The sequence below is a fragment of the Rubrivivax gelatinosus genome (assembly GCF_016583785.1).
GTDB classification, from domain to species: Bacteria; Pseudomonadota; Gammaproteobacteria; order Burkholderiales; family Burkholderiaceae_C; genus Rubrivivax; species Rubrivivax gelatinosus_B.
In genome coordinates this window covers 1-21,048 of sequence record NZ_NRRU01000100.1, presented here as the reverse complement: position 1 = coordinate 21,048, position 21,048 = coordinate 1, and the positions used below count along the sequence as shown (strand labels likewise).

Here is a 21,048-nt window from a genome sequence, read left to right as displayed (position 1 = left end):
CCGCGTGCCGAACGCGCCCGCCAGGCGCTGGAGCGCTGCGGCGGCCGCGCCGGCGAAGCGGCACAGCTGCTGGGCGTCAACCGCAGCACGCTGTGGCGCTGGCTGCGCGAGCCGGCGGCGGCCTGAGGCCGCGGCACCCACGGGGCAGGGGGATTACCAGTAGTCGGCCCCGCCTGTCTCGCACAAAATAGAACGATCGTTCGATTTCTGGGGCCTCCTGCGGTGTGTCGCGAAGCCCCCCACTAGAATCGTCGGGTAACGTCAACGTCAACTCCCAGGAGCTGAGGCATGAAGGTGCTGGTCCCCGTCAAGCGGGTGGTCGATTACAACGTCAAGGTCCGCGTGAAGAGCGACGGCACCGGGGTGGACATCGCCAACGTCAAGATGAGCATGAACCCCTTCGACGAGATCGCCGTCGAAGAGGCGGTGCGGCTCAAGGAGAAGGGTGTCGCGACCGAGATCGTCGCCGTGTCCTGCGGCGTTACGCAGTGCCAGGAGACGCTGCGCACCGCGATGGCGATCGGTGCCGACCGCGCGATCCTGGTCGAGACCACCGAGGAACTGCAGCCGCTGGCGGTCGCCAAGCTGCTGAAGGCGCTGGTCGACAAGGAGCAGCCGGGCCTGGTGATCGTCGGCAAGCAGGCGATCGACGACGACGCCAACCAGACCGGCCAGATGCTGGCCGCGCTCGCCGGCCTGGCGCAGGGTGCCTTCGCCAGCAAGATCGAGATCGCCGATGGCCGCGCCAAGGTCACGCGCGAAATCGACGGTGGTGCCGAGACCGTGGACCTGAAGCTGCCGGCCGTCGTCACCGCCGACCTGCGCCTGAACGAGCCGCGCTACGTCACGCTGCCCAACATCATGAAGGCCAAGAAGAAGCCGCTGGAGGTCCTCAAGCCGGCCGACCTGGGCGTCGACGTGACGCCGCGCCTGAAGACGCTGAAGGTCAGCGAGCCGCCCAAGCGCGGCGCCGGCGTCAAGGTGCCCGATGTCGCCACGCTGGTGGCCAAGCTGAAGAACGAAGCCAAGGTGATCTGAGGAATGACTCCCCCCCGAAGCGCCTTCGGCGCTGCCTTGCAGGCCGCGCCGGGCCATCGGCCCGGCTCCTCACCTGGCAGGGAGCGTCCACTGGACGCTCCCCGTCCCGGCTCGGCCCCCCAGGGTGGCGCCGCCGCCAGCGGCCCGGCGAAGCCGGTTCCGCGGCGGCCGCTCGGTGCTTCACCGTCCGTCTCCCGTCTGCCGCGCGAACTGCGCCGGAGCTGTTGATATGCCCATTCTTGTCATTGCCGAACACGACAACGCGAACATCAAGGGCGCGACCCTGAACACCGTCACCGCGGCGCTGGCCTGCGGCGGCGACGTGCACGTGCTGGTTGCCGGCGAGAACGCCGCCGGCGCCGCCCAGGCCGCGGCGCAGATCGCCGGTGTCGCCAAGGTGCTGCACGCCGACGGCCCGGCGCTGGCCCACGGCCTGGCCGAGAACCTGTCGGCCCAGGTCGTCGCCATCGCCTCGGGCTACAGCCATGTGCTGTTCCCGTCGACCGCCGGCGGCAAGAACGTCGCGCCGCGTGTCGCCGCGCTGCTCGACGTCGCCCAGATCAGCGACGCGACGAAGATCGTCTCGGCCGACACCTTCGAGCGCCCGTTCTACGCCGGCAACGCCATCGCCACCGTGCAGAGCGCCGACCCGGTCAAGGTGATCACGGTGCGCACCACCGGCTTCGACGCCGCGGCGGCGACCGGCGGCAGCGCCGCGGTCGAATCGATCCCGGCCGTGGCCGACGCCGGCCTGTCGGTCTACGTCGGCAGCGAGATCGCCACCAGCGACCGGCCCGAGCTGACCGCCGCCAAGATCATCGTCAGCGGCGGCCGTGCGCTCGGCTCCAGCGACAAGTTCAACGAGGTGCTGCTGCCGCTGGCCGACAAGCTGGGTGCCGCGCTCGGCGCCAGCCGCGCCGCGGTCGACGCCGGCTACGCGCCCAACGACTGGCAGGTCGGGCAGACCGGCAAGATCGTCGCGCCCCAGCTCTACATCGCCGCCGGCATCAGCGGCGCGATCCAGCATCTGGCAGGCATGAAGGACAGCAAGGTCATCGTCGCGATCAACAAGGATCCCGAGGCCCCGATCTTCAGCGTCGCCGACTACGGCCTCGAGGCCGACCTGTTCACCGCGGTGCCGGAACTCGTCGCCAGCCTGTGAACCTGAACTGATTCGTCCCCTCAGGCGCCGTCCGCGGCGCCTTTTTTCCATCTGGAGACCAACAATGACCTACCGTGCCCCGGTGAAGGACATGCTGTTCGTGATGAAGGAGCTGGCCGGCATCGACGCCGTCGCCCAACTGCCCGGATTCGAGGACGCCGGACTGGATACAGCAGCTGCCGTGCTGGAGGAGTGCGCCCGTTTCAACGAGGACGTCGTCGCCCCGCTGAACCGTGAAGGCGACGTCAGGCCGTCGAGCTTCGCCGACGGCCAGGTGCACGCGACGCCCGGCTTCAAGCAGGCCTTCCACCAGTTCGCCGAAGCCGGCTGGCAGGGGCTGCAGCACCCGGTCGAGTTCGGCGGCCAGGGCCTGCCCAAGCTGATCGGCGCGGCCTGCGGCGAGATGGTCAACAGCGCCAGCATCAGCTTCGCGCTGTGCCCGCTGCTGAGCGACGGCGCGATCGAGGCGCTGCTGACCGCCGGCAGCCACGAGCAGCAGGCCGCCTACATCCCGAACATGATCGCGGGCCGCTGGACCGGCACGATGTGCCTGACCGAGCCGCAGGCCGGCAGCGACCTGTCGCTGGTGCGCACGCGCGCCGAACCCCAGGCCGACGGCAGCCACAAGCTCTTCGGCACCAAGATCTTCATCACCTGGGGCGAACACGACATGGCCGAGAACATCGTCCACCTCGTGCTCGCACGCGTGGCCGGTGCGCCCGAGGGCGTGAAGGGCATCTCGCTGTTCGTCTGCCCGAAGTTCCTGCCCGACGGCACGCGCAACGACGTGCACTGCGTCAGCATCGAACACAAGCTGGGCATCAAGGCCAGCCCGACCGCAGTGCTGCAATTCGGCGACCATGGTGGCGCCGTCGGCCACCTCGTCGGCCAGGAGAACCGCGGCCTCGAGTACATGTTCATCATGATGAACGCGGCGCGTTTCGGCGTCGGCGTGCAGGGCATCGCGCTGGCCGAACGCGCCTACCAGCTCGCGGTGCGTTACGCCCGCGACCGGGTGCAGAGCCGCCCGGTCGACGGCTCGACGCCGGGTGCTTCGGCCATCATCCGCCACCCCGACGTGCGCCGCATGCTGATGACGATGCGCGCCCACACCGAGGGGTGCCGGGCGATGGCGCTGGTGGCTGCCGCCGCCTACGACGCCGCGCACACGCACCCGGACGAAGCCGTGCGCAAGCAGAACCAGGCCTTCTACGAGTTCCTCGTGCCGCTGGTGAAGGGCCTGTCCACCGAGATGAGCCTGGACGTCGCCAGCCTGGGCGTGCAGGTGCACGGCGGCATGGGCTTCATCGAGGAGACCGGCGCGGCGCAGTACCTGCGCGACGCCAAGATCCTGACGATCTACGAAGGCACGACGGCGATCCAGGCCAACGACCTGGTCGGCCGCAAGACCGCACGCGACGGCGGCGCCACCGCACGCGCGATCGCGGCCCGGATCGAGGCCACCGAAACCGAACTCGCCGCCCGCGCCAGCGATGCCAGCCGCACGATGGCGCGCCGGCTCGGCGCCGCGCGCCAGGCTCTGCTCGACGTCGTCGACTTCGTGCTGGCGAACGTCAGGACGGATGCGAACGCCGTCTTCGCCGGCAGCGTGCCTTACCTGATGCTGGCCGGCACGGCGGTCGCCGGCTGGCAGATGGCGCGTGCGCTGGCCGTTGCCGAAGACCGGCTCGCCGCCGGCGAGGACCCGGAGTTCATGCGCGCCAAGATCGCCACCGCCCGCTTCTACGGCGACCACATCCTGAACCGCTGCACCGGCCTGCGCGACTCGATCGTCGAAGGCGCGGGCGCCGTCACCGCGCTCGAACTGGAGGCCTTCTGATGCTGCCGCCCATCCTGCAGGGGCTGTCGGTGCCGGTCATCGGCTCGCCGCTGTTCATCATCAGCAACCCCAAGCTCGTCATCGAGCAGTGCAAGGCCGGCATCGTCGGCTCGATGCCGGCGCTGAACGCGCGGCCGGCGTCGCAGCTCGACGAGTGGCTGGCCGAGATCACCGAGACGCTGGCCGCCTGGGACCGCGAACACCCCGAGCGCAAGGCCGCGCCGTTCGCGATCAACCAGATCGTGCACAAGAGCAACGACCGGCTGGAGCACGACCTCGAGGTCTGCGCGCGCTACAAGGTGCCGCTGGTCATCACCTCGCTGGGCGCGCGCAGCGACCTGAACGCTGCGGTGCACGCCTGGGGCGGCATCGTGCTGCACGACGTCATCAACGACGCCTTCGCGCACAAGGCGGTGGAGAAGGGCGCCGACGGGCTGATCGCGGTGGCCGCGGGTGCCGGCGGCCACGCCGGGGTGAAGAGCCCGTTCGCGCTGATCCAGGAGATCCGCGCCTGGTTCGACGGGCCGCTGGCGCTGTCGGGCGCCATTGCGACCGGCGACGCGGTGCTGGCCGCGCAGGCCATGGGCGCCGACCTGGCCTACATCGGCTCGGCCTTCATCGCCACCGACGAGGCCCGCGCCAGCCCCGCCTACAAGCAGTGCATCGTCGACAGCAGCAGCGACGACATCGTCTATTCCAGCCTCTTCACCGGCGTGCACGGCAACTACCTGAAACCCTCGATCCGCGCCGCCGGGCTGGACCCGGAGCACCTGCCCGAGAGCGACCCGTCGAAGATGAACTTCGGCGGCGACGGTGCCAAGGCCTGGAAGGACATCTGGGGCTGCGGCCAGGGCATAGGCGCGGTCAAGGCGGTGCTGCCGACGGCCGAACTCGTCGCCCGGCTGCAGCGCGAGTACGCGGCGGCGCGCCGCCGCCTGGCACTGGGCTGAGCGCGCGGACGGCGCTTCAGCGGGCCGGCGGGACGCCGGCCTTTTGATTTGCGGCCGCCTCGACTTCGAGGCTGGCGTCGCAGCCGGCGCCGGCTGCGATCCAGCGCCGCGCCAGCCGCCCGGCCCAGGCCGCCGGCAGCCAGGGCAGGTGGCGGCCGGGCTCGGCGATCACGCCGCAGCGGTAACGCGATTCGTGCTCGACCCAGAGCAGCGCCGCGCAGGCGCCGTGGCGCCGGCGCGAGATCCACACGCCCAGCGGGCAGGGTTCGGCCGCGCAGCAGACGCCGCAGCCGTTGCAGGCAGCGCCCTGCGCCGGCTTGGGCGGCGCCGACGCGGCGATCAGGATCCTGCGGCCTTGCATCGGCGCCAGTCTGCGCCCGGGCGGGCCGGCAGCAAACCCGGATCAAGGACCTCGCACCGTGCCATTTGCCACGACCGGAGCCCGTAACCGGCCGGCGCGGCGCCGAACACCCGGCTACGTCAAATCACCACAAGTGCTACAGTCTTTCGCTGGATACGGTCCGTGTCTGGTCCTTCCCGTCCCCTTGCTGAGTCAGACGTACAGCAAGGCGGGTCGCAATCCGCCAACCGGTGAAGCCGGGGCCGCGGAAGGTTGATCAACCCATCGTAGCCCTGGGAACCGGGGTGAAAGGTGCGCGAAAGATGATGCAGCAGTACAGGTCGAACTCGTACCTGTTCGGGGGCAATGCCCCGTATGTCGAGGAACTCTACGAGGCCTACCTCGACAACCCCGGCAGCGTGCCCGACAACTGGCGCGCCTACTTCGACAACCTCCAGCACGTGCCCGCGGTCGACGGCTCCGACAGCCGCGACGTCGCTCACGCGCCCGTCGTCGAATCCTTCGCCCAGCGCGCCAAGGCCAATGCCTTCACGCTCAAGGCCAGCGCCACCGACCTCGCCGTCGCGCGCAAGCAGGTCCACGTCCAGAGCCTGATCGCCGCCTACCGCGTGCTCGGCTCGCGCTGGGCCGACCTCGATCCGCTCAAGCGCACCGAGCGCGCCAAGATTCCCGAGCTCGAGCCTGCGTTCTACGACCTGAGCGAGTCGGACATGGACATCATGTTCTCGGCCGCCAACACGTATTTCAGCAAGGCCGAGAACATGAGCCTGCGGGAGATCCTGCAGGCGCTGCGCGAGACCTACTGCGGCACCATCGGCGTCGAGTTCATGCACGGCACCGACCCGGCCGAGAAACGCTGGTGGCAGGAGCGGCTCGAGTCCAGCCGCAGCAAGCCGAACTTCACGGTCGACGAGAAGAAGCACATCCTCGAGCGCCTGACCGCCGCCGAAGGCCTGGAGCGCTACTTGCACACCAAGTACGTCGGCCAGAAGCGTTTCTCGCTCGAAGGCGGCGAGAGCTTCATCGCCTCGATGGACGAGCTGGTGCAGCGCGCCGGCGGCAAGGGCGTGCAGGAGATCGTCATCGGCATGGCCCACCGCGGCCGCCTGAACGTGCTCGTCAACACCCTGGGCAAGATGCCCAAGGACCTGTTCGCCGAGTTCGACCACACCGCGCCCGAGGCGCTGCCCTCGGGCGACGTCAAGTACCACCAGGGTTTCTCCAGCGACGTCACCACCGTCGGCGGCCCGGTCCACCTGAGCCTGGCCTTCAACCCCTCGCACCTCGAGATCGTGAACCCGGTCGTCGAAGGTTCGGCCAAGGCGCGCATGGACCGCCGCGGCGACAAGAGCGGCAGCCAGGTGCTGCCGGTGCAGGTGCACGGCGACGCCGCCTTTGCCGGCCAGGGCGTCGTGATGGAGACGCTGGCGCTGGCCAAGACGCGCGGCTACTTCACCGGCGGCACGGTGCACCTGGTCGTCAACAACCAGATCGGCTTCACCACCAGCGACCCGCGCGACAGCCGCTCGACGCTGTACTGCACCGACGTCGTCAAGATGATCGAGGCGCCGGTGCTGCACGTGAACGGCGACGACCCCGAGGCCGTCGTGCTGTGCACCCAGCTGGCGATGGACTACCGCCAGCAGTTCCAGAAGGACGTCGTCGTCGACATCGTCTGCTTCCGCAAGCTCGGCCACAACGAACAGGACACGCCGAGCCTGACGCAGCCGCTGATGTACAAGAAGATCGCGCAGCACCCCGGCACGCGCAAGCTCTACGGCGACAAGCTCGTCGCCCAGGGCGTGCTCGCCGAGGACGGCCCGGACCAGATGGTCAAGGCCTTCCGCTCCGCGATGGACGAAGGCCGCCACACCAGCAACCCGGTGCTGACGAACTTCAAGAGCAAGTACGCGGTCGACTGGGTGCCCTTCCTCGGCAAGAAGTGGACCGACGCCGCCGACACCGCGCTGCCGCTGGCCGAGGTCAAGCGCCTGGCCGAGCGCGTGACGACGGTGCCGCCGACCTTCAAGCTGCATCCGCTGGTCGAGAAGGTGCTGGCCGACCGCGCCGCGATGGGCCGCGCCGAGATCAACGTCGACTGGGGCATGGGCGAGACGCTGGCCTACGCGTCGCTGGTCGCCAGCGGCTACGCGGTGCGCCTGTCGGGCGAGGACTGCGGGCGCGGCACCTTCACCCACCGCCACTCGGTGCTGCACGACCAGAACCGCGAGAAGTGGGACACCGGCACCTACGTGCCGCTGCAGAACGTCGCCGACGGCCAGGCGCCCTTCGTCGTCATCGACTCCATCCTGTCGGAAGAGGCGGTGCTCGGCTTCGAATACGGCTACGCCTCGGCCGAGCCGAACACGCTGACGATCTGGGAAGCGCAGTTCGGCGACTTCGCCAACGGCGCCCAGGTCGTCATCGACCAGTTCATCGCCTCGGGCGAAGTGAAGTGGGGCCGCGCCAACGGCCTGGTGATGCTGCTGCCGCACGGCTACGAAGGCCAGGGCCCCGAGCACAGCTCGGCGCGCCTGGAGCGCTTCATGCAGCTGGCCGCAGACAACAACATGCAGATCGTGCAGCCGACCTCGGCCAGCCAGATCTTCCACCTGCTGCGCCGGCAGATGGTGCGCCAGTTCCGCAAGCCGCTGATCATCTTCTCGCCCAAGTCGCTGCTGCGCGCCAAGGACGCGACCTCGCCGCTCGCCGAGTTCACGCGCGGCGAGTTCCGCACCGTGATGACCTCGCTGCACCCGCAGGCCGAGGCCGACAAGGTCAAGCGTGTCGTCTGCTGCTCGGGCAAGGTGGTCTACGACCTGATCAGGAAGCGCGAGGAGAAGAAGGCCGCTGACGTGGCGATCATCCGCGTCGAGCAGCTCTATCCGTTCCCGCACAAGGCCTTCGCCGCCGAACTCAAGCGGTTCCCGAACGCGACCGAAGTCGTGTGGTGCCAGGACGAACCGCAGAACCAGGGCGCCTGGTTCTTCGTGCAGCACTACGTGCACGAGAACATGCTCGAGGGCCAGAAGCTGGGTTATGCCGGCCGGCCGCCGTCGGCATCGCCCGCCGTGGGCTACTCGCACCTGCACCAGGAGCAGCAGAAGACGCTGCTCGAGCAGGCCTACGGCAAGCTCAAGGGCTTTGTCTTGACGAAGTAAGGACCACCCCGTAGCGCCTTCGGCGCTCCCCTCAAGGGGCGCCGCCGGCGGCCCGGCGAAGCCGGTCCGCGGCGGCCACTTGATGGCGTGACACCTCATCCAGAAGAAACACCATGGCAATCGTTGAAGTGAAGGTCCCGCAACTGTCCGAATCGGTCGCGGAAGCCACCCTGCTGCAGTGGAAGAAGAAGCCCGGCGACGCGGTCGCGATCGATGAGATCCTGATCGAGATCGAGACCGACAAGGTCGTGCTCGAAGTCCCGGCACCGGCCGCCGGGGTGCTGGCCGAACTCGTCGAAGCCGACGGTGCCACCGTCGGCAGCGACCAGCTGATCGCGAAGATCGACACCGAGGCCAAGGCCGGCGCCGCCGCACCCGCCGCCGCTGCTCCGGCGCCTACCGCAGCGGCTCCCGCTGCCGCGGCCCCAGCCGCCGGCGGCTCCAAGGCCGGCGTCGCGATGCCCGCCGCCGCCAAGCTGATGGCCGACAACAACCTGGCCACCGGCTCGGTGCCCGGCACCGGCAAGGACGGCCGCGTCACCAAGGGCGACGTGCTCGGCGCGCTGGCCGCGCCCAAGCCCGCTGCCCCCAAGCCTGCCGCGCCGGTCGCCGCGCTGGCCGCGCCCGCGGTCGCCCGGCCGCTGCCGCCGGTGGCCGCGCCCGCGGTCAACCTGGGCGAGCGTCCCGAGCAGCGCGTGCCGATGTCGCGCCTGCGCGCCCGCGTCGCCGAGCGCCTGCTGCAGTCGCAGGCCACCAACGCCATCCTGACCACCTTCAACGAGGTCAACATGGCGCCGGTGATGGAGATGCGCAAGCGCTTCCAGGAGCGCTTCGAGAAGGAGCACGGCGTCAAGATCGGCTTCATGTCCTTCTTCGTGAAGGCCGCGGTCGCGGCGCTGAAGAAGTACCCGGTGCTCAACGCCTCGGTCGACGGCAGCGACATCGTCTACCACGGCTTCTTCGACATCGGCATCGCGGTCGGTACACCGCGCGGGCTGGTGGTGCCGATCCTGCGCAACGCCGACCAGATGTCGTTTGCCGACATCGAGAAGAAGATCGCCGAGTACGGCGCCAAGGCTCGTGACGGCAAGCTGTCGCTGGAGGAACTCTCCGGCGGCACCTTCTCGATCAGCAACGGCGGCGTCTTCGGCTCGATGCTGTCGACGCCGATCATCAACCCGCCGCAGAGCGCCATCCTGGGCGTGCACGCGACCAAGGACCGCGCCGCCGTCGAGAACGGCCAGATCGTCATCCGGCCGATGAACTACCTGGCGATGTCCTACGACCACCGCATCATCGACGGCCGCGAAGCCGTGCTCGGCCTGGTGGCGATGAAGGAAGCGCTGGAAGACCCGGCGCGCCTGCTGTTCGACATCTGATGCCGGCGCGATGAGCCTGGCCGACGAACTCGCACGCCTGGACGAACTGCGCCAGCGCGGTGTGCTCTCCGAGGACGAGTTCGCTCGTGCCAAGGCGCGCCTGCTCGATGGCGGTGCCCCGGCGCCGACCTTCGACGCCGTCAACCGGCTGCGCCGCAGCCGCAGCGACCGCTGGATAGGCGGCGTCTGCGGCGGCCTGGCGCAGGCCACCGGCGTCGAGGCCTGGATCTGGCGCCTGGTCGCCGTCGGCCTCGCCTCCTTCGGCGGCACTGGCGTGCTGCTGTACCTGCTGCTGTGGATCTTCGTGCCCGAAGACCCGGTCTAGAAAGACAACATGTCCAAGAAATTCGACGTCATCGTCATCGGCGGCGGCCCCGGCGGCTACATCGCCGCGATCCGCGCCGCCCAGCTCGGCTTTGCCACCGCCTGCATAGACGAGTGGAAGAACGACAAGGGCGGCCCGGCCCCGGGCGGCACCTGCACCAACGTCGGCTGCATCCCGAGCAAGGCGCTGCTGCAGTCCAGCGAGCACTACGAACACGCGGCCAAACACTTCGCCGAGCACGGCATCGGCGTCAAGGGCCTGTCGATGGACGTCGCGAAGATGGTCGCGCGCAAGGACGCGGTCGTGAAGCAGAACAACGACGGCATCCTCTACCTGTTCAAGAAGAACAAGGTCGCGTTCTTCCATGGCCGTGGTTCGTTCGTGAAGGCGGTCGACGGCGGCTGGGAGATCGCCGTCGGCGACGAAGTGCTGACGGCCAAGCAGGTCGTCGTCGCCACCGGCTCCAGCGCCCGCGCGCTGCCCGGCCTGCCCTTCGACGAGGACAAGATCCTGAGCAACGACGGCGCGCTGCGCATCGTCGCGCTGCCGAAGAAGCTGGGTGTCATCGGCGCCGGCGTCATCGGCCTGGAGATGGGCTCGGTCTGGCGCCGGCTCGGCGCCGAGGTGCAGGTGCTCGAGGCGCTGCCGGCCTTCCTGGGCGCGGCCGACGAGCAGATCGCCAAGGAGGCGCAGAAGGCCTTCGCCAAGCAGGGCCTGAAGGTCGAGCTGGGCGTGAAGATCGGCGAGATCAAGACCACGGCCAAGGGCGTCAGCGTCGCCTACGCCGACGCCAAGGGCGCCGAGAAGACGCTGGAGGTCGACAAGCTGATCGTCTCGATCGGCCGCCAGCCCAACACCGTCGGCCTGAACGCCGAGGCCGTGGGCCTGAAGCTCGACGAACGCGGCGCCATCGTCGTCGACGACGAGTGCCGCACCAGCCTGCCGGGCGTCTGGGCCGTCGGCGACGTCGTGCGCGGCCCGATGCTGGCGCACAAGGCCGAGGAAGAGGGCGTGGCGGTCGCCGAGCGCATCGCCGGCCAGCACGGCCACGTCGACTTCGGCCTGATCCCCTGGGTCATCTACACCAGCCCCGAGATCGCCTGGGTCGGCAAGACCGAGCAGCAGCTCAAGGCCGAAGGCCGGGCCTACAAGGCCGGCACCTTTCCCTTCCTGGCCAACGGCCGCGCACGGGCGCTCGGCGACACCACCGGCATGGTCAAGTTCCTGGCCGACGCCACCAGCGACGAGATCCTGGGCGTGCACATCGTCGGCCCGATGGCCAGCGAGCTGATCGCCGAGGCCTGCGTCGCGATGGCCTTCAAGGCCAGCAGCGAGGACATCGCGCGCATCTGCCACGCCCACCCGTCGCTGGCCGAGTCGGTCAAGGAAGCGGCGCTGGCGGTCGACAAGCGCACGCTGAACTTTTGATGCGCGCGCCGCGCGGGGTGGCCGCGCCCGAGCGGCGCGAAGCCGCCCTCGCGCTGCTGGCGCATCTACGCCAGGCCTTCGCGCAGAACCGCTTCGACAGCGCCGGGCCGCTGGTGCAGGCGCTGCACGCCGAGGCGCTGGCCGACGGCGAACTGCAGCTGGCGGCCGAGGCCGCGCTGCTGCTGGCCAAGGGCCACGCCAACCGCGAGCAGCCGCTGCCGGCCCAGGAATGGGCCGAACGCGCGATCGTCCACGCCCAGGCGGCCGGGGTGGTCGAACTCGAGGCCTCGGCCTGGGTGCTGGTGGCGTCCGAGCGTGCGCGCAGCCAGCAGCCGGCAGCCTCGATGCAGGCCGTCGGCCATGTGCTGCGGCTGATGGCGGGCGTCGACGACGCACGCGCCGTCGCGACAGTCTTCACCGGCGTCACGCTGTCCTATCAGGCGCTGGGGCTGGATCTGCATGCGCTGGAGGCGGCGCGGCGTGCGCTGCGCGCCGGCCTGGTGCTCGCCGACGAGTCCATCCTGCTGCGCCTGCAGATCAACGTCGTGCACAGCGGGCTGCAGGCCTGGGACCAGCTGCACGAGGTCGAGCCGGCCAAGGCGGCGGCGCTGCTCGCCGAACTGCGCGCGCCGCTGGACGCGGTCGAGCGCACGACCGCGGCGCTGCATGCCCGCGGCCTGCCGGGGCGCAGCAGCCACGACTTCCTGGCCGCCGGCTGGCTGGCGCGCCACGGCGACGAAGCCGCCGCGCTGGCGCTGCTGCAGACGCTGACCACCGCAGCCGCCGACCTGCCGCCGGGCCTGATGAGCGACGCCTGGCTGCTGCTGGGCGAACTGCTGCGCCGCCGCGGCGAGGACCCGGGCGCCGCGGCCGAAGCCGCCTGCCAGCTGGTCGCGCGTTGCAGCGACGGCGGCGCCGCCTGGCTGCAGCGGGCCGCGCGGGCAGAGGAACTGGCCGGCCGCGCGGCGCCGGCGCTGGCGCTGCTGCGCCGCAGCCATGCCCGCCAGCTCGCCACCGTGCGCGCGGCGCTGGACGAGCGCATCGACGAACTCGCCGCGCGCCTGGTCGAGCTGCAGCTGCGCGACGAGAACCGCCAGCTGCGCGCCCACAACCAGGGGCTGGAGGCCGACGTGCGCCACGTCAGCCTGCTGGCCGGGACCGATGCGCTGACCGGGCTGCCCAACCGGCGTGCGCTCGAGGCGGCGTTCGACGCGCGCGGCGACGGCGGGCAGGTGCTCGCGGTGCTGGACCTGGACCACTTCAAGAGCATCAACGACCGCTTCTCGCACCTCGTCGGCGACGCCGTGCTGCAGGCCGCGGCGGCGCAGATGGCGGCCTCGCTGCGCGCGCCCGATCTGCTGGCGCGCCTGGGCGGCGAGGAGTTCGTCGCGCTGCTGGACGGTGTCTCGCTCGCCGACGCCGCCAGCGTGCTCGAGCGCGTGCGCCTGGCCCTGCACGGCCACGACTGGGCGGCACTTGCCGAAGGACTGAAGGTGACCGTGAGCATCGGCGTCACCCGGGTGCTGCCTGGCGAGCCGCTGCCGCCGGCGCTGGCCCGTGCCGACGCGCTGCTGTACCGGGCCAAACACGAAGGCCGCGACCGGGTCGTCCTCGACCCCGGCATGGCCGGCTAGCATCCACCCCTCCCGAGAATTCCGAGCCCCGCCCATGACCGGCGTCCGAGCGCTGTACCAGGCCTTGCTGGCCGAACGCGGCTACCAGGCCGACCCCGCCCAACTGCGTGCCATCGATGCGCTCGAGCGCTGCGAGAACGAGTGGGCCGACTACAAGGCACGGCGCAGCAACCGCCTCACCAAGCTGCTGGTGCGTCCGCCGATTCCGCAAGGCGTCTACATGTACGGCGGTGTCGGCCGCGGCAAGAGCTTCCTGATGGACTGCTTCTTCCAGGCCGTGCCGCTGACGCGCAAGACGCGGCTGCACTTTCACGAGTTCATGCGCGAGGTGCACCGCGAGCTCCAGGACTTGAAAGGCACCGCCGACCCGCTGGACGAACTCGGCCGGCGCATCGCGCGCCGCTTCCGGCTGATCTGCTTCGACGAGTTCCACGTCGCCGACGTCACCGACGCGATGATCCTGCACCGGCTGCTGGCGGCGCTGTTCGCCAACCGCGTCAGCATCGTCACGACCTCCAACTTCCACCCCGACGCGCTCTACCCGAACGGGCTGCACCGCGACCGCATCCTGCCGGCGATCGAGCTGCTCAAGCAGCAGTTGCAGGTGGTCGACGTCGACGCCGGCATCGATTACCGCCAGCGCACGCTGGAGCATGTCGAGACCTATCTGCACCCGGCCGATGCCGCGGCCGAGCGCCGGCTCGCCAAGGCCTTCGAGGACCTGGCCGAGGCGCGCGACGAAGACCCGCTGCTGCACATCGAGCACCGCGAGATCCCCGCCCGGCGCCGTGCCGGCGGTGTCGTCTGGTTCGACTTCAAGACGCTGTGCGGCGGCCCGCGCTCGCAGAACGACTACCTCGAGCTCGCCTCGCGCTTTCACACGCTGATCCTGTCGGACGTGCCGCGCATGCCGCCGCGGCTGGCGAGCGAGGCGCGGCGCTTCACCTGGCTCGTCGACGTGCTCTACGACCGCCGCGTGCGCCTGCTGGTTTCGGCCGAGGCGGCGCCGGAGGAGCTTTATACCGAGGGACCGCTGGCGCACGAGTTCCCGCGCACCGTCTCGCGCCTGCGCGAGATGCAGTCGGCCGAGTACCTGGGGCTGGAGCGGCGCGAGGTCGACACCTCGCTCACCTGAACCCATGCCGGCATCGGGCACACTCGCGCCCATGGACAGCCCCCGTCTTCGCCACCTCGTGCTGCTGCCGCTGCTGCTCGCCGCACCGGCGGTCTTCGCCGCCTCCGACCTGGACGGGCGCGCCGAGCGCGCCCGCATCGCGCGCGAACGCGCCGCCATCGAGTCGCGCTACGCCGCCGAGCAGGCCGATTGCCGCGCCCGTTTCGTCGTCACCGCCTGCAGCAATGAAGCCAAGGCGCGGCGGCGCGAGGCGCTGAACCAGCTGAAACACCAGGAACTGGTGCTCGACGAGCAGGACCGCCGGCGCCGCGCCGCGGCCCGTCTCGACGCGATCGAGGCGCGCCAGCGCGAGATGGCGGCGCGGCCGCCGGTGCCGGTGCAGCCGGCCCCGGTGATCCGCGAGGCCGCGTCGGTGCCCGCCGACAAGCCGCTCGCGCTGCCATCGGCCGCGCAGCGGGCGGCACGTGAACGCGAGGAGGCGGCACGCGCCGAGCGCCGTGTCGATGCTGCCGAGCGCCAGCGCCAGCAGGCCGCCGACGACCGGGCGCGCATCGCCGAACGCGAGGCCGAACGACGTGCCAAGGGCAAGGCGGTCGCGCCGCTGCCGCCACGGCCGTCCATACCCGCCAACTGAAGCTGGAGAGGCTGGACCTGCGGCGCCGCAAGGCGTCGCGCGCCTGCCGAGGGCCGGGGCGCGATGTCACGCGCACCGGCTGAACTACTTCAGCGGCTCGACCCGCATCAGCGCCAGCGACAGGTTGTCGCCGCCGCCGCGCGCGCGCTGGCGCGCCTTGTTCACCAGCATCTCGCCGGCTTCGCGGGCCGGCAGGGCGTGCACGATTGCACCCAGTTCCTTGGGCGTGAAGTAGTGCCACAGGCCGTCGCTGCAGGCCAGCAGCGTGTCGCCGGGTTCGAGCCGGTCGATCGTGTGCAGCGCCACCGGCGGGTCCGAGTGCGTGCCCAGGCAGCCGGTCAGCAAGTTGGACTGCGGGTGGTTGTTTGCCGCCTCCTCGCTGATCTTGCCTTCGTCGATCAGGCGCTGGACGTAGGAGTGGTCGGTCGTGCGCCAGAGCATGTCGCCACCGCGGAAGTGGTAGACGCGCGAGTCGCCGGCGTGCACCACGTCGCAGCGCAGATCGGGCTGCACCAGGTAGGCGGCGATGGTGCTGTGCGGCTCCTCCTCGGCGGTGATGGCCGTCAGCTTGATCATCAGATGCGACTCCGTGACCAGCTGGCTCAGCAACTCGGGCGTGTGGTCCTGGCTCGGGACGTGGCGCTCGAAGAGCTGGCGCGCGGTCATCAGCACCTGGTCGGCGGCCTTGCGCCCGCCGCTCTTGCCGCCCATGCCGTCGGCAACGATGGCCAGCGCGCAGCCGTTGACGCGGCCGTGCGGCAGGATCGCGACCTGGTCCTGCTGGTAGGCGCGGTCGCCGCGGTGCAGGGCCGTCGTGGCGCTGATGCGGAAGGCGGGCCTGGCGGCGGGTGGCGGCATGCGGCCGACTATAAACTCGGGCTACCAGCCTTCGATGCGCACCATGGACGACATCCTGCAAACCCCGCAGCGGCGCCTGATCGAGTTGCGCATCGAGCACGCCGACCTCGACGACCTGATCGACCGCAACCTGATCACCGTTCCTGCAGATGACCTCGTGCTGCGCCGCCTGAAGAAGCGCCGTCTGTTGCTGCGCGACCAGATCTCGCGGCTCGAGACCGAACTCGACCCGCCCGAACCCGCGTGAGCAGCGACCTCGCCGACCGGGTCGCCGCGGCTTTCGACAGCGACGGCGCGCTCGCGCGCCATGACCCTTCCTTCCTGCCCCGCGAGCCCCAGGACCGGCTCGCTGCCGCCGTGGCGCGCGCCGTCGAGGAGCGCGGCACCCTGGTCGCCGAAGCCGGCACCGGTGTCGGCAAGACCTTCGCCTACCTCGTGCCGCTGCTGCTGTCGGACCGGCGTGCGCTGGTCAGCACCGCGACCAAGAGCCTGCAGGACCAGCTCTTCCTGCGCGACCTGCCGCGCCTGGTGCTGGCGCTGGGCGTGCCGGTGCGCATGACGCTGCTCAAGGGCCGCTCCAGCTACCTCTGCCGCCACCGCCTGATGCAGGCGCGCAGCACGGCCGAGCTGCCCGACCGCTTCGCCGTGCGCCAGCTCGCGCGTGTCGAGTCCTGGGCCCAGGCCACGCGCAGCGGCGACCTGGCCGAGATCGAGGGCCTGGACGAACGCTCGCCGGTGATCCCCATCGTCACCTCGACGCGCGAGAACTGCCTGGGCACCGACTGCCCCGAACACCGCAACTGCCACGTGATGCAGGCGCGGCGCGACGCGATGGCGGCCGACCTCGTCGTCGTCAACCACCACCTGTTCTTCGCCGACATGGCACTGCGCGACAGCGGCGTCGCCGAGCTGCTGCCGACGGTCGACGCCGCCGTCTTCGACGAAGCCCACCAGCTCGTCGAGACCGGCGTGCAGTTCCTCGGCACGACGCTGGGCACGGCCCAGGTGCTGGACATCGGCCGCGACCTGCTGGCCGCGGGCCTGGCGCAGGCGCGCGGGCTGATGCCCTGGCACGAACTGCAGGCCGGGCTGGAGAAGGCCGCGCGCGAGCTGCGCCTGGCCTGCGCCGGCGCGCTGCGCGAGGTGCGCGGCATCATCAAGCTGCGCTGGGACGAACGGGCGCGCGACGGCCGCCTCGACGCGCCGCTGGCGGCGCTGAGCGAAGCCGCCAGCGCGGCTGCCGACGCCGCCGCCGGTGTCGCCGCCGTCGGCCCGGACTTCGTGCGCCTGCAGGAACGCGCNACGCGCGCGTGCCGTCGCCGACCTGGCGGCCCGTTTCGCCGAAGAAGCGGCCGACGGCCGCGTGCGCTGGATCGACCTGTCGCCGCAGCAGGCGCGGCTGGTCGAGTCGCCGCTGGACATCCGCGAGATGCTGGCCGAACAGCGCCAGGCGGCGCCGCGCGCCTGGATCTTCACCTCGGCGACGCTGGGCGAGGACGACGACCTGGCCTGGTTCAGCGCTGCCGCCGGGCTGGAGGACGCGACCAAGCTGCGTGTTGGCAGCCCCTTCGACTACCCGAACCATGCGCGCGCCTGGATCCCGGCGCGCTTCCCGAAACCCAGCGAAGCCGAACATCCGGCGGCGGTCGGTTCGCTCGCCGCGCGCCTGGCCAGTGCGCTGGACGGGCGCACCTTCGTGCTGACGACGACGCTGCGCGTGCTGCCGCAGATTGCCGAGGCGCTGCGTACCGAAGCCGAATGGCAGGGCCGTGCGCTCGAGGTGCTGGTGCAGGGCACGCAGCCGCGGCGCGCGCTGCTGCAGCGTTTCGGCGACGGCCGCGGCTCGGTGCTGGTGGGCTCGCAGAGTTTCTGGGAAGGCATAGACATCCCCGGCGACGCGCTGCAGTGCGTGATCATCGACAAGCTGCCGTTCCCGCCGCCGAACGACCCGCTGGTCGAGGCGCGCGTGCGCCAGCTGCGTGCCGAAGGCCGCGACCCCTTCGAGCAGTATTTCGTCGCCGAGGCCGCGGTGGCGCTGAAGCAGGGCGCCGGGCGCCTGATCCGCACCGAGAGCGACCGCGGCCTGCTCGTCGTCTGCGACCCGCGCATGCGCCAGATGGGCTACGGCAAGCGGCTGCGTTCGGCGCTGCCGCCCATGGGTTGGATCGGCAGCGAAGAAGAGGCGCTGGACTGGCTGCAGACGCTGGCAGCCGACCACTGAAACAAAACGGCCGCCTCGAGGGCGGCCGTTGTGTTGCGTCAGGTGCGGCGGGTCACCACAGCTTCCACCAGGCGCGCTTGTCGGGCTCGCCGGCCTGGGCGAGGAAGCGGCTGTCCGGATAGTTGTTCTGCAGCACGCGCAGCGCGTCGTCGCGCAGCAGCGGCAGTTCCAGCCGGTCGTAACACTGCACCAGCAGGAACAGGCCTTCCTCGGCCGCGGGCGACTGCTGGAACTCGGTCACCGCCTGCTTGGCCCGGTTGGCCGCGGCGACGTAGGCGCCGCGCTTGTAGTAGTAGCGGGCGACGTGCACCTCGTAGCCGGCCAGCGAGTTGACGATGTAGTCCATGCGCAGCCGCGCGTCGGGGCTGTACTTGGACTGCGGGAACTGATCGACGAGCTGCTTGAACGACTGGTAGGCGTCGCGCGCGGCGCGCTGGTCGCGTTCGGACAGGTCCTGCTGGGCGATGCGGCCGAAGAGCCCGAGGTCTTCGTTGAAGTTGATGATGCCGCGCAGGTACATCGCGTAGTCCAGCGCCGGGCTCGACGGATTGAGCTTGATGAAACGCTCGATCGTCGTCAGCGCCTGCGCCTTCTCGCCGGTCTTCCAGTAGAGGTAAGCCAGGTCGAGCTGCGACTGCTGCGCGAGCACCGTGCCGGCGGCCAGGCCTTCGACGCGCGCCAGGGACTTGATGGCGGAATCGTAGGTGCCCGCCTCCATGCTCTCCTTGGCGTCCGCATACAATTTTTCCGCCGCCACGTCGGCGCGCTCGTCCTTGGGCGACGAGCCGCAGCCAGCCAACTGCAGCGTGGCCACCATCACGGCCGTCGACACGGCCACGGGCGCGAGGCGCCACTTCAGGGAGAACGTCATCGGGAAGCGTGCCGAAAGCGTGCCAAAAGCGGCTGATTATAGGGAGGCGGTGTCTGCGCCCGTGAACGATCTCCCGGATGCCGCGGCGGCGGCCGGCGAAGACGAGTCCGCGGCCGACGACAGCATCGAAAAACGCAGCGCCGTCGTCGACGCCGCGCTGCACGGCGAACGCCTGGACCGGGTGCTGGTGACGCTGGCCGGCGAGTTCTCGCGCAGCCACCTGCAGCACCTGATCGACCTCGGCCATGTGCAGGTGGACGGGCAGCGTGCGGCCACCGCGTCGCGCCGGGTCAGGGTCGGGCAGCGCATCGAGCTCGAGCTCGTGCCCACCGACGAGAGCCGCGCCTTCCGTGCGCAGCCGATGGCGCTGGCGGTGCTCTATGAAGACGAGCACCTGCTGGTGCTGGACAAGCCCGCGGGCCTGGTCGTGCACCCGGCGCCGGGCAACTGGTCGGGCACGCTGCTCAACGGCCTGCTGGCGCACCACGCGGCCGCCGCGACGCTGCCGCGCGGCGGCATCGTGCACCGCCTGGACAAGGACACCTCGGGCGTGATGATGGTCGGCAAGAGCCTGCCGGCCGTGACCGCACTGGTGCGCGACATCGCCGCGCGCGACGTGCACCGGCGCTACCTGGCGCTGGCGCATGGCACGGTGGCCTCGCAGCGCGTGGACGCGCCGATCGGCCGGGACCCGGCGGTGCGCGTGCGCATGGCGGTGGTCGCGTCGGGCAAGCCGGCGCGCACCGACGTCGAATGCCTGGCCACGCAGGAGGGCATCAGCGCCGTGCGCTGCATCCTGCACACCGGGCGCACGCACCAGATCCGCGTGCACCTGGCGTCCCGCGGCCATCCGCTCGTCGCCGACGCCGTCTACGGCGGCCGTGCGGCGCTGGGGCTCGTGCGCCAGGCGCTGCACGCGGTGCGGCTGGAACTCGCGCATCCGGTCACGCGCGAGCCGCTGGTTTTCCAGTGCGCACCGCCGCCTGATTTCTCGGCGGCGTGGCGGGTCATCGCTGGGGTTACAATACCGTTCGAATGAAAATGTTCGGGCGCTGCTGGCCGCTGCCGCGCGTAACCCGACTCCAGGCGATCCCTCGCCCCGGCACCGAGCCGGACCCGATCCAAACGAACGACCTGCCTGCCGCACGCGGGCTCCCTGACCTCAGGCGATGAACACTTCGGAGGCGAAGCGCGTCCTCGAGACGGCGCTCATCTGCGCGGACCGGCCCCTGCCGCTGCGTGAGATGCGCGTGCTCTTCGACGACCAGCTCGGGCACGACACGCTGCGCACGCTGCTCGACGAGCTCGGTGCCGACTGGCGTGGCCGTGGTGTCGAGCTGGTGGCGCTGGCCTCGGGCTGGCGTTTCCAGAGCCGCCCCGAGATGCGCGAGTACCTCGACCGGCTGAACCCCGAGAAGCCGCCCAAGTATTCGCGCGCCGCACTCGAGACCCTGGCCATCGTCGCCTACCGCCAGCCGGTGACACGCGGCGACATCGAGGACATCCGCGGCGTCACCGTCAGCAGCCAGATCGTCAAGCAGCTCGAGGACCGCGGCTGGATCGAGGTCATCGGCTACCGCGAGGCGCCGGGCCGCCCGGCGCTGTACGCGACGACCCGCCACTTCCTCGACGACCTCGGCCTGAAGAGCCTGGACCAGCTGCCGCCGCTGGATGGCGGCGAGCTTGCATCCGGCATGCTCGATGCCCTGGCCGAGCAGCCCTCGCTGCTGGGCGACGGGCAGGGCCAGCTGGCGCTGGAACCGGCCGAAGCCGCTGCCACCGAGACCGACTCCGGCGCCGATGCGCCGCCCACCGGGACGCCTGCATCCGCCGGCAATCCCGACCCCGACACCACCCTGACCGACGAGACCGCATGAGCTCGAACGACGCCGAAAATACGCCGGAAGTGACCGCCGTGCCTGCTGCCGACGACGCACCGCCGAAGCGGCGCCGCGCGCCGCGCAAGAAGGCCGAAACGCCCGAAGTCGCTTCCGCCGACGCCGCTGCCGTGGCGCCCGAAACCGCCCCGGCCGAGGCCGCGCCGGTGCCGC

The 21,048-nt window shown here is 70.7% G+C and carries 19 protein-coding genes and 1 pseudogene; 17 read left to right on the top strand and 3 right to left on the bottom strand.

Annotated elements, in window-relative coordinates; genetic code table 11:
- From CKO43_RS20835 to CKO43_RS20815, 5 genes are all read left to right on the top strand, one after another.
- The coding region (locus CKO43_RS20835) for a helix-turn-helix domain-containing protein (protein WP_200379818.1) at positions 1-126 on the top strand (126 nt) is incomplete at its 5' end.
- A 162-nt stretch (positions 127-288) separates the two neighbouring features.
- A complete protein-coding gene (locus CKO43_RS20830) occupies positions 289-1,038 on the top strand; it encodes an electron transfer flavoprotein subunit beta/FixA family protein (RefSeq protein ID WP_200379817.1) in 750 nt (249 codons plus the stop codon).
- 229 nt (positions 1,039-1,267) lie between these two features.
- Positions 1,268-2,200, top strand: a complete 933-nt coding sequence (locus tag CKO43_RS20825; protein WP_200379816.1) for an electron transfer flavoprotein subunit alpha/FixB family protein — start codon at positions 1,268-1,270, stop codon at positions 2,198-2,200.
- Positions 2,201-2,264: 64 nt separating this feature from the next.
- Entirely contained in the window at positions 2,265-4,040 is a 1,776-nt protein-coding gene (locus CKO43_RS20820; protein ID WP_200379815.1) for an acyl-CoA dehydrogenase, read from the top strand.
- Complete coding sequence (locus CKO43_RS20815) at positions 4,040-4,990, top strand: NAD(P)H-dependent flavin oxidoreductase (RefSeq protein ID WP_200379814.1); 951 nt, start codon at positions 4,040-4,042, stop codon at positions 4,988-4,990. The genes CKO43_RS20820 and CKO43_RS20815 overlap by 1 nt, the downstream gene beginning before the upstream one ends.
- A gap of 16 nt (positions 4,991-5,006) precedes the next feature.
- On the opposite strand, the gene CKO43_RS20810 is transcribed toward CKO43_RS20815, so the two are convergent.
- Entirely contained in the window at positions 5,007-5,351 is a 345-nt protein-coding gene (locus CKO43_RS20810; RefSeq protein ID WP_200379813.1) for a hypothetical protein, read from the bottom strand.
- A gap of 302 nt (positions 5,352-5,653) precedes the next feature.
- On the opposite strand from CKO43_RS20810, the gene CKO43_RS20805 reads away from it, so the two are divergent.
- The 7 genes from CKO43_RS20805 (at position 5,654) to CKO43_RS20775 (ending at position 15,047) form a co-directional block, all read left to right on the top strand.
- Complete coding sequence (locus CKO43_RS20805; protein ID WP_200231790.1) at positions 5,654-8,512, top strand: 2-oxoglutarate dehydrogenase E1 component; 2,859 nt, start codon at positions 5,654-5,656, stop codon at positions 8,510-8,512.
- Between the two features lie 113 nt (positions 8,513-8,625).
- A complete protein-coding gene (odhB, locus tag CKO43_RS20800) occupies positions 8,626-9,891 on the top strand; it encodes a 2-oxoglutarate dehydrogenase complex dihydrolipoyllysine-residue succinyltransferase (protein ID WP_200379812.1) in 1,266 nt (421 codons plus the stop codon).
- Between the two features lie 10 nt (positions 9,892-9,901).
- Positions 9,902-10,216, top strand: coding sequence for a PspC domain-containing protein (locus CKO43_RS20795; protein ID WP_200231788.1), 315 nt, complete (start codon positions 9,902-9,904; stop codon positions 10,214-10,216).
- 9 nt (positions 10,217-10,225) lie between these two features.
- On the top strand, positions 10,226-11,644 hold the full coding sequence (lpdA, locus tag CKO43_RS20790; protein ID WP_200379811.1) for a dihydrolipoyl dehydrogenase: 1,419 nt from the start codon (positions 10,226-10,228) through the stop codon (positions 11,642-11,644).
- The gene (locus tag CKO43_RS20785) at positions 11,644-13,278 is read left to right on the top strand and encodes a GGDEF domain-containing protein (RefSeq protein WP_200379810.1); all 1,635 of its coding nucleotides are present in this window, start codon (positions 11,644-11,646) and stop codon (positions 13,276-13,278) included. Before lpdA ends, CKO43_RS20785 begins: the two co-directional genes overlap by 1 nt.
- 34 nt (positions 13,279-13,312) lie before the next feature.
- On the top strand, positions 13,313-14,413 hold the full coding sequence (gene zapE, locus CKO43_RS20780; protein ID WP_200379809.1) for a cell division protein ZapE: 1,101 nt from the start codon (positions 13,313-13,315) through the stop codon (positions 14,411-14,413).
- A gap of 31 nt (positions 14,414-14,444) precedes the next feature.
- Complete coding sequence (locus CKO43_RS20775; RefSeq protein ID WP_242481264.1) at positions 14,445-15,047, top strand: hypothetical protein; 603 nt, start codon at positions 14,445-14,447, stop codon at positions 15,045-15,047.
- Between the two features lie 84 nt (positions 15,048-15,131).
- Here CKO43_RS20775 and CKO43_RS20770 read toward each other — a convergent pair whose 3' ends face one another.
- Complete coding sequence (locus CKO43_RS20770) at positions 15,132-15,905, bottom strand: PP2C family protein-serine/threonine phosphatase (RefSeq protein ID WP_200232232.1); 774 nt, start codon at positions 15,903-15,905, stop codon at positions 15,132-15,134.
- Positions 15,906-15,948: 43 nt separating this feature from the next.
- On the opposite strand from CKO43_RS20770, the gene CKO43_RS20765 reads away from it, so the two are divergent.
- The 3 genes and pseudogenes from CKO43_RS20765 to CKO43_RS25925 all read left to right on the top strand — a co-directional run.
- Entirely contained in the window at positions 15,949-16,152 is a 204-nt protein-coding gene (locus CKO43_RS20765; protein ID WP_200232237.1) for a DUF465 domain-containing protein, read from the top strand.
- Positions 16,149-17,206 (top strand): annotated as a pseudogene (locus CKO43_RS25930) (ATP-dependent DNA helicase); the annotation flags it as partial. The gene CKO43_RS20765 and the pseudogene CKO43_RS25930, both read left to right, overlap by 4 nt.
- A gap of 1 nt (position 17,207) precedes the next feature.
- Positions 17,208-18,126: ATP-dependent DNA helicase (locus tag CKO43_RS25925; protein ID WP_431191970.1), on the top strand; the 919-nt coding region annotated here is incomplete at its 5' end.
- Positions 18,127-18,178: 52 nt separating this feature from the next.
- Here the strand turns inward: CKO43_RS25925 and CKO43_RS20755 are convergent.
- On the bottom strand, positions 18,179-18,997 hold the full coding sequence (locus tag CKO43_RS20755) for an outer membrane protein assembly factor BamD (RefSeq protein WP_275952000.1): 819 nt from the start codon (positions 18,995-18,997) through the stop codon (positions 18,179-18,181).
- A 61-nt stretch (positions 18,998-19,058) separates the two neighbouring features.
- On the opposite strand from CKO43_RS20755, the gene CKO43_RS20750 reads away from it, so the two are divergent.
- Both CKO43_RS20750 and scpB read left to right on the top strand, forming a co-directional pair.
- Positions 19,059-20,036 (top strand): RluA family pseudouridine synthase, encoded by a 978-nt coding sequence (locus CKO43_RS20750; protein WP_200379807.1) that lies wholly within the window; start codon positions 19,059-19,061, stop codon positions 20,034-20,036.
- Positions 20,037-20,166: 130 nt separating this feature from the next.
- Positions 20,167-20,874: an SMC-Scp complex subunit ScpB gene (scpB, locus tag CKO43_RS20745; RefSeq protein WP_200232229.1), complete on the top strand. Its 708-nt coding sequence runs from the start codon at positions 20,167-20,169 to the stop codon at positions 20,872-20,874.
- Positions 20,875-21,048: the final 174 nt, after the last annotated feature.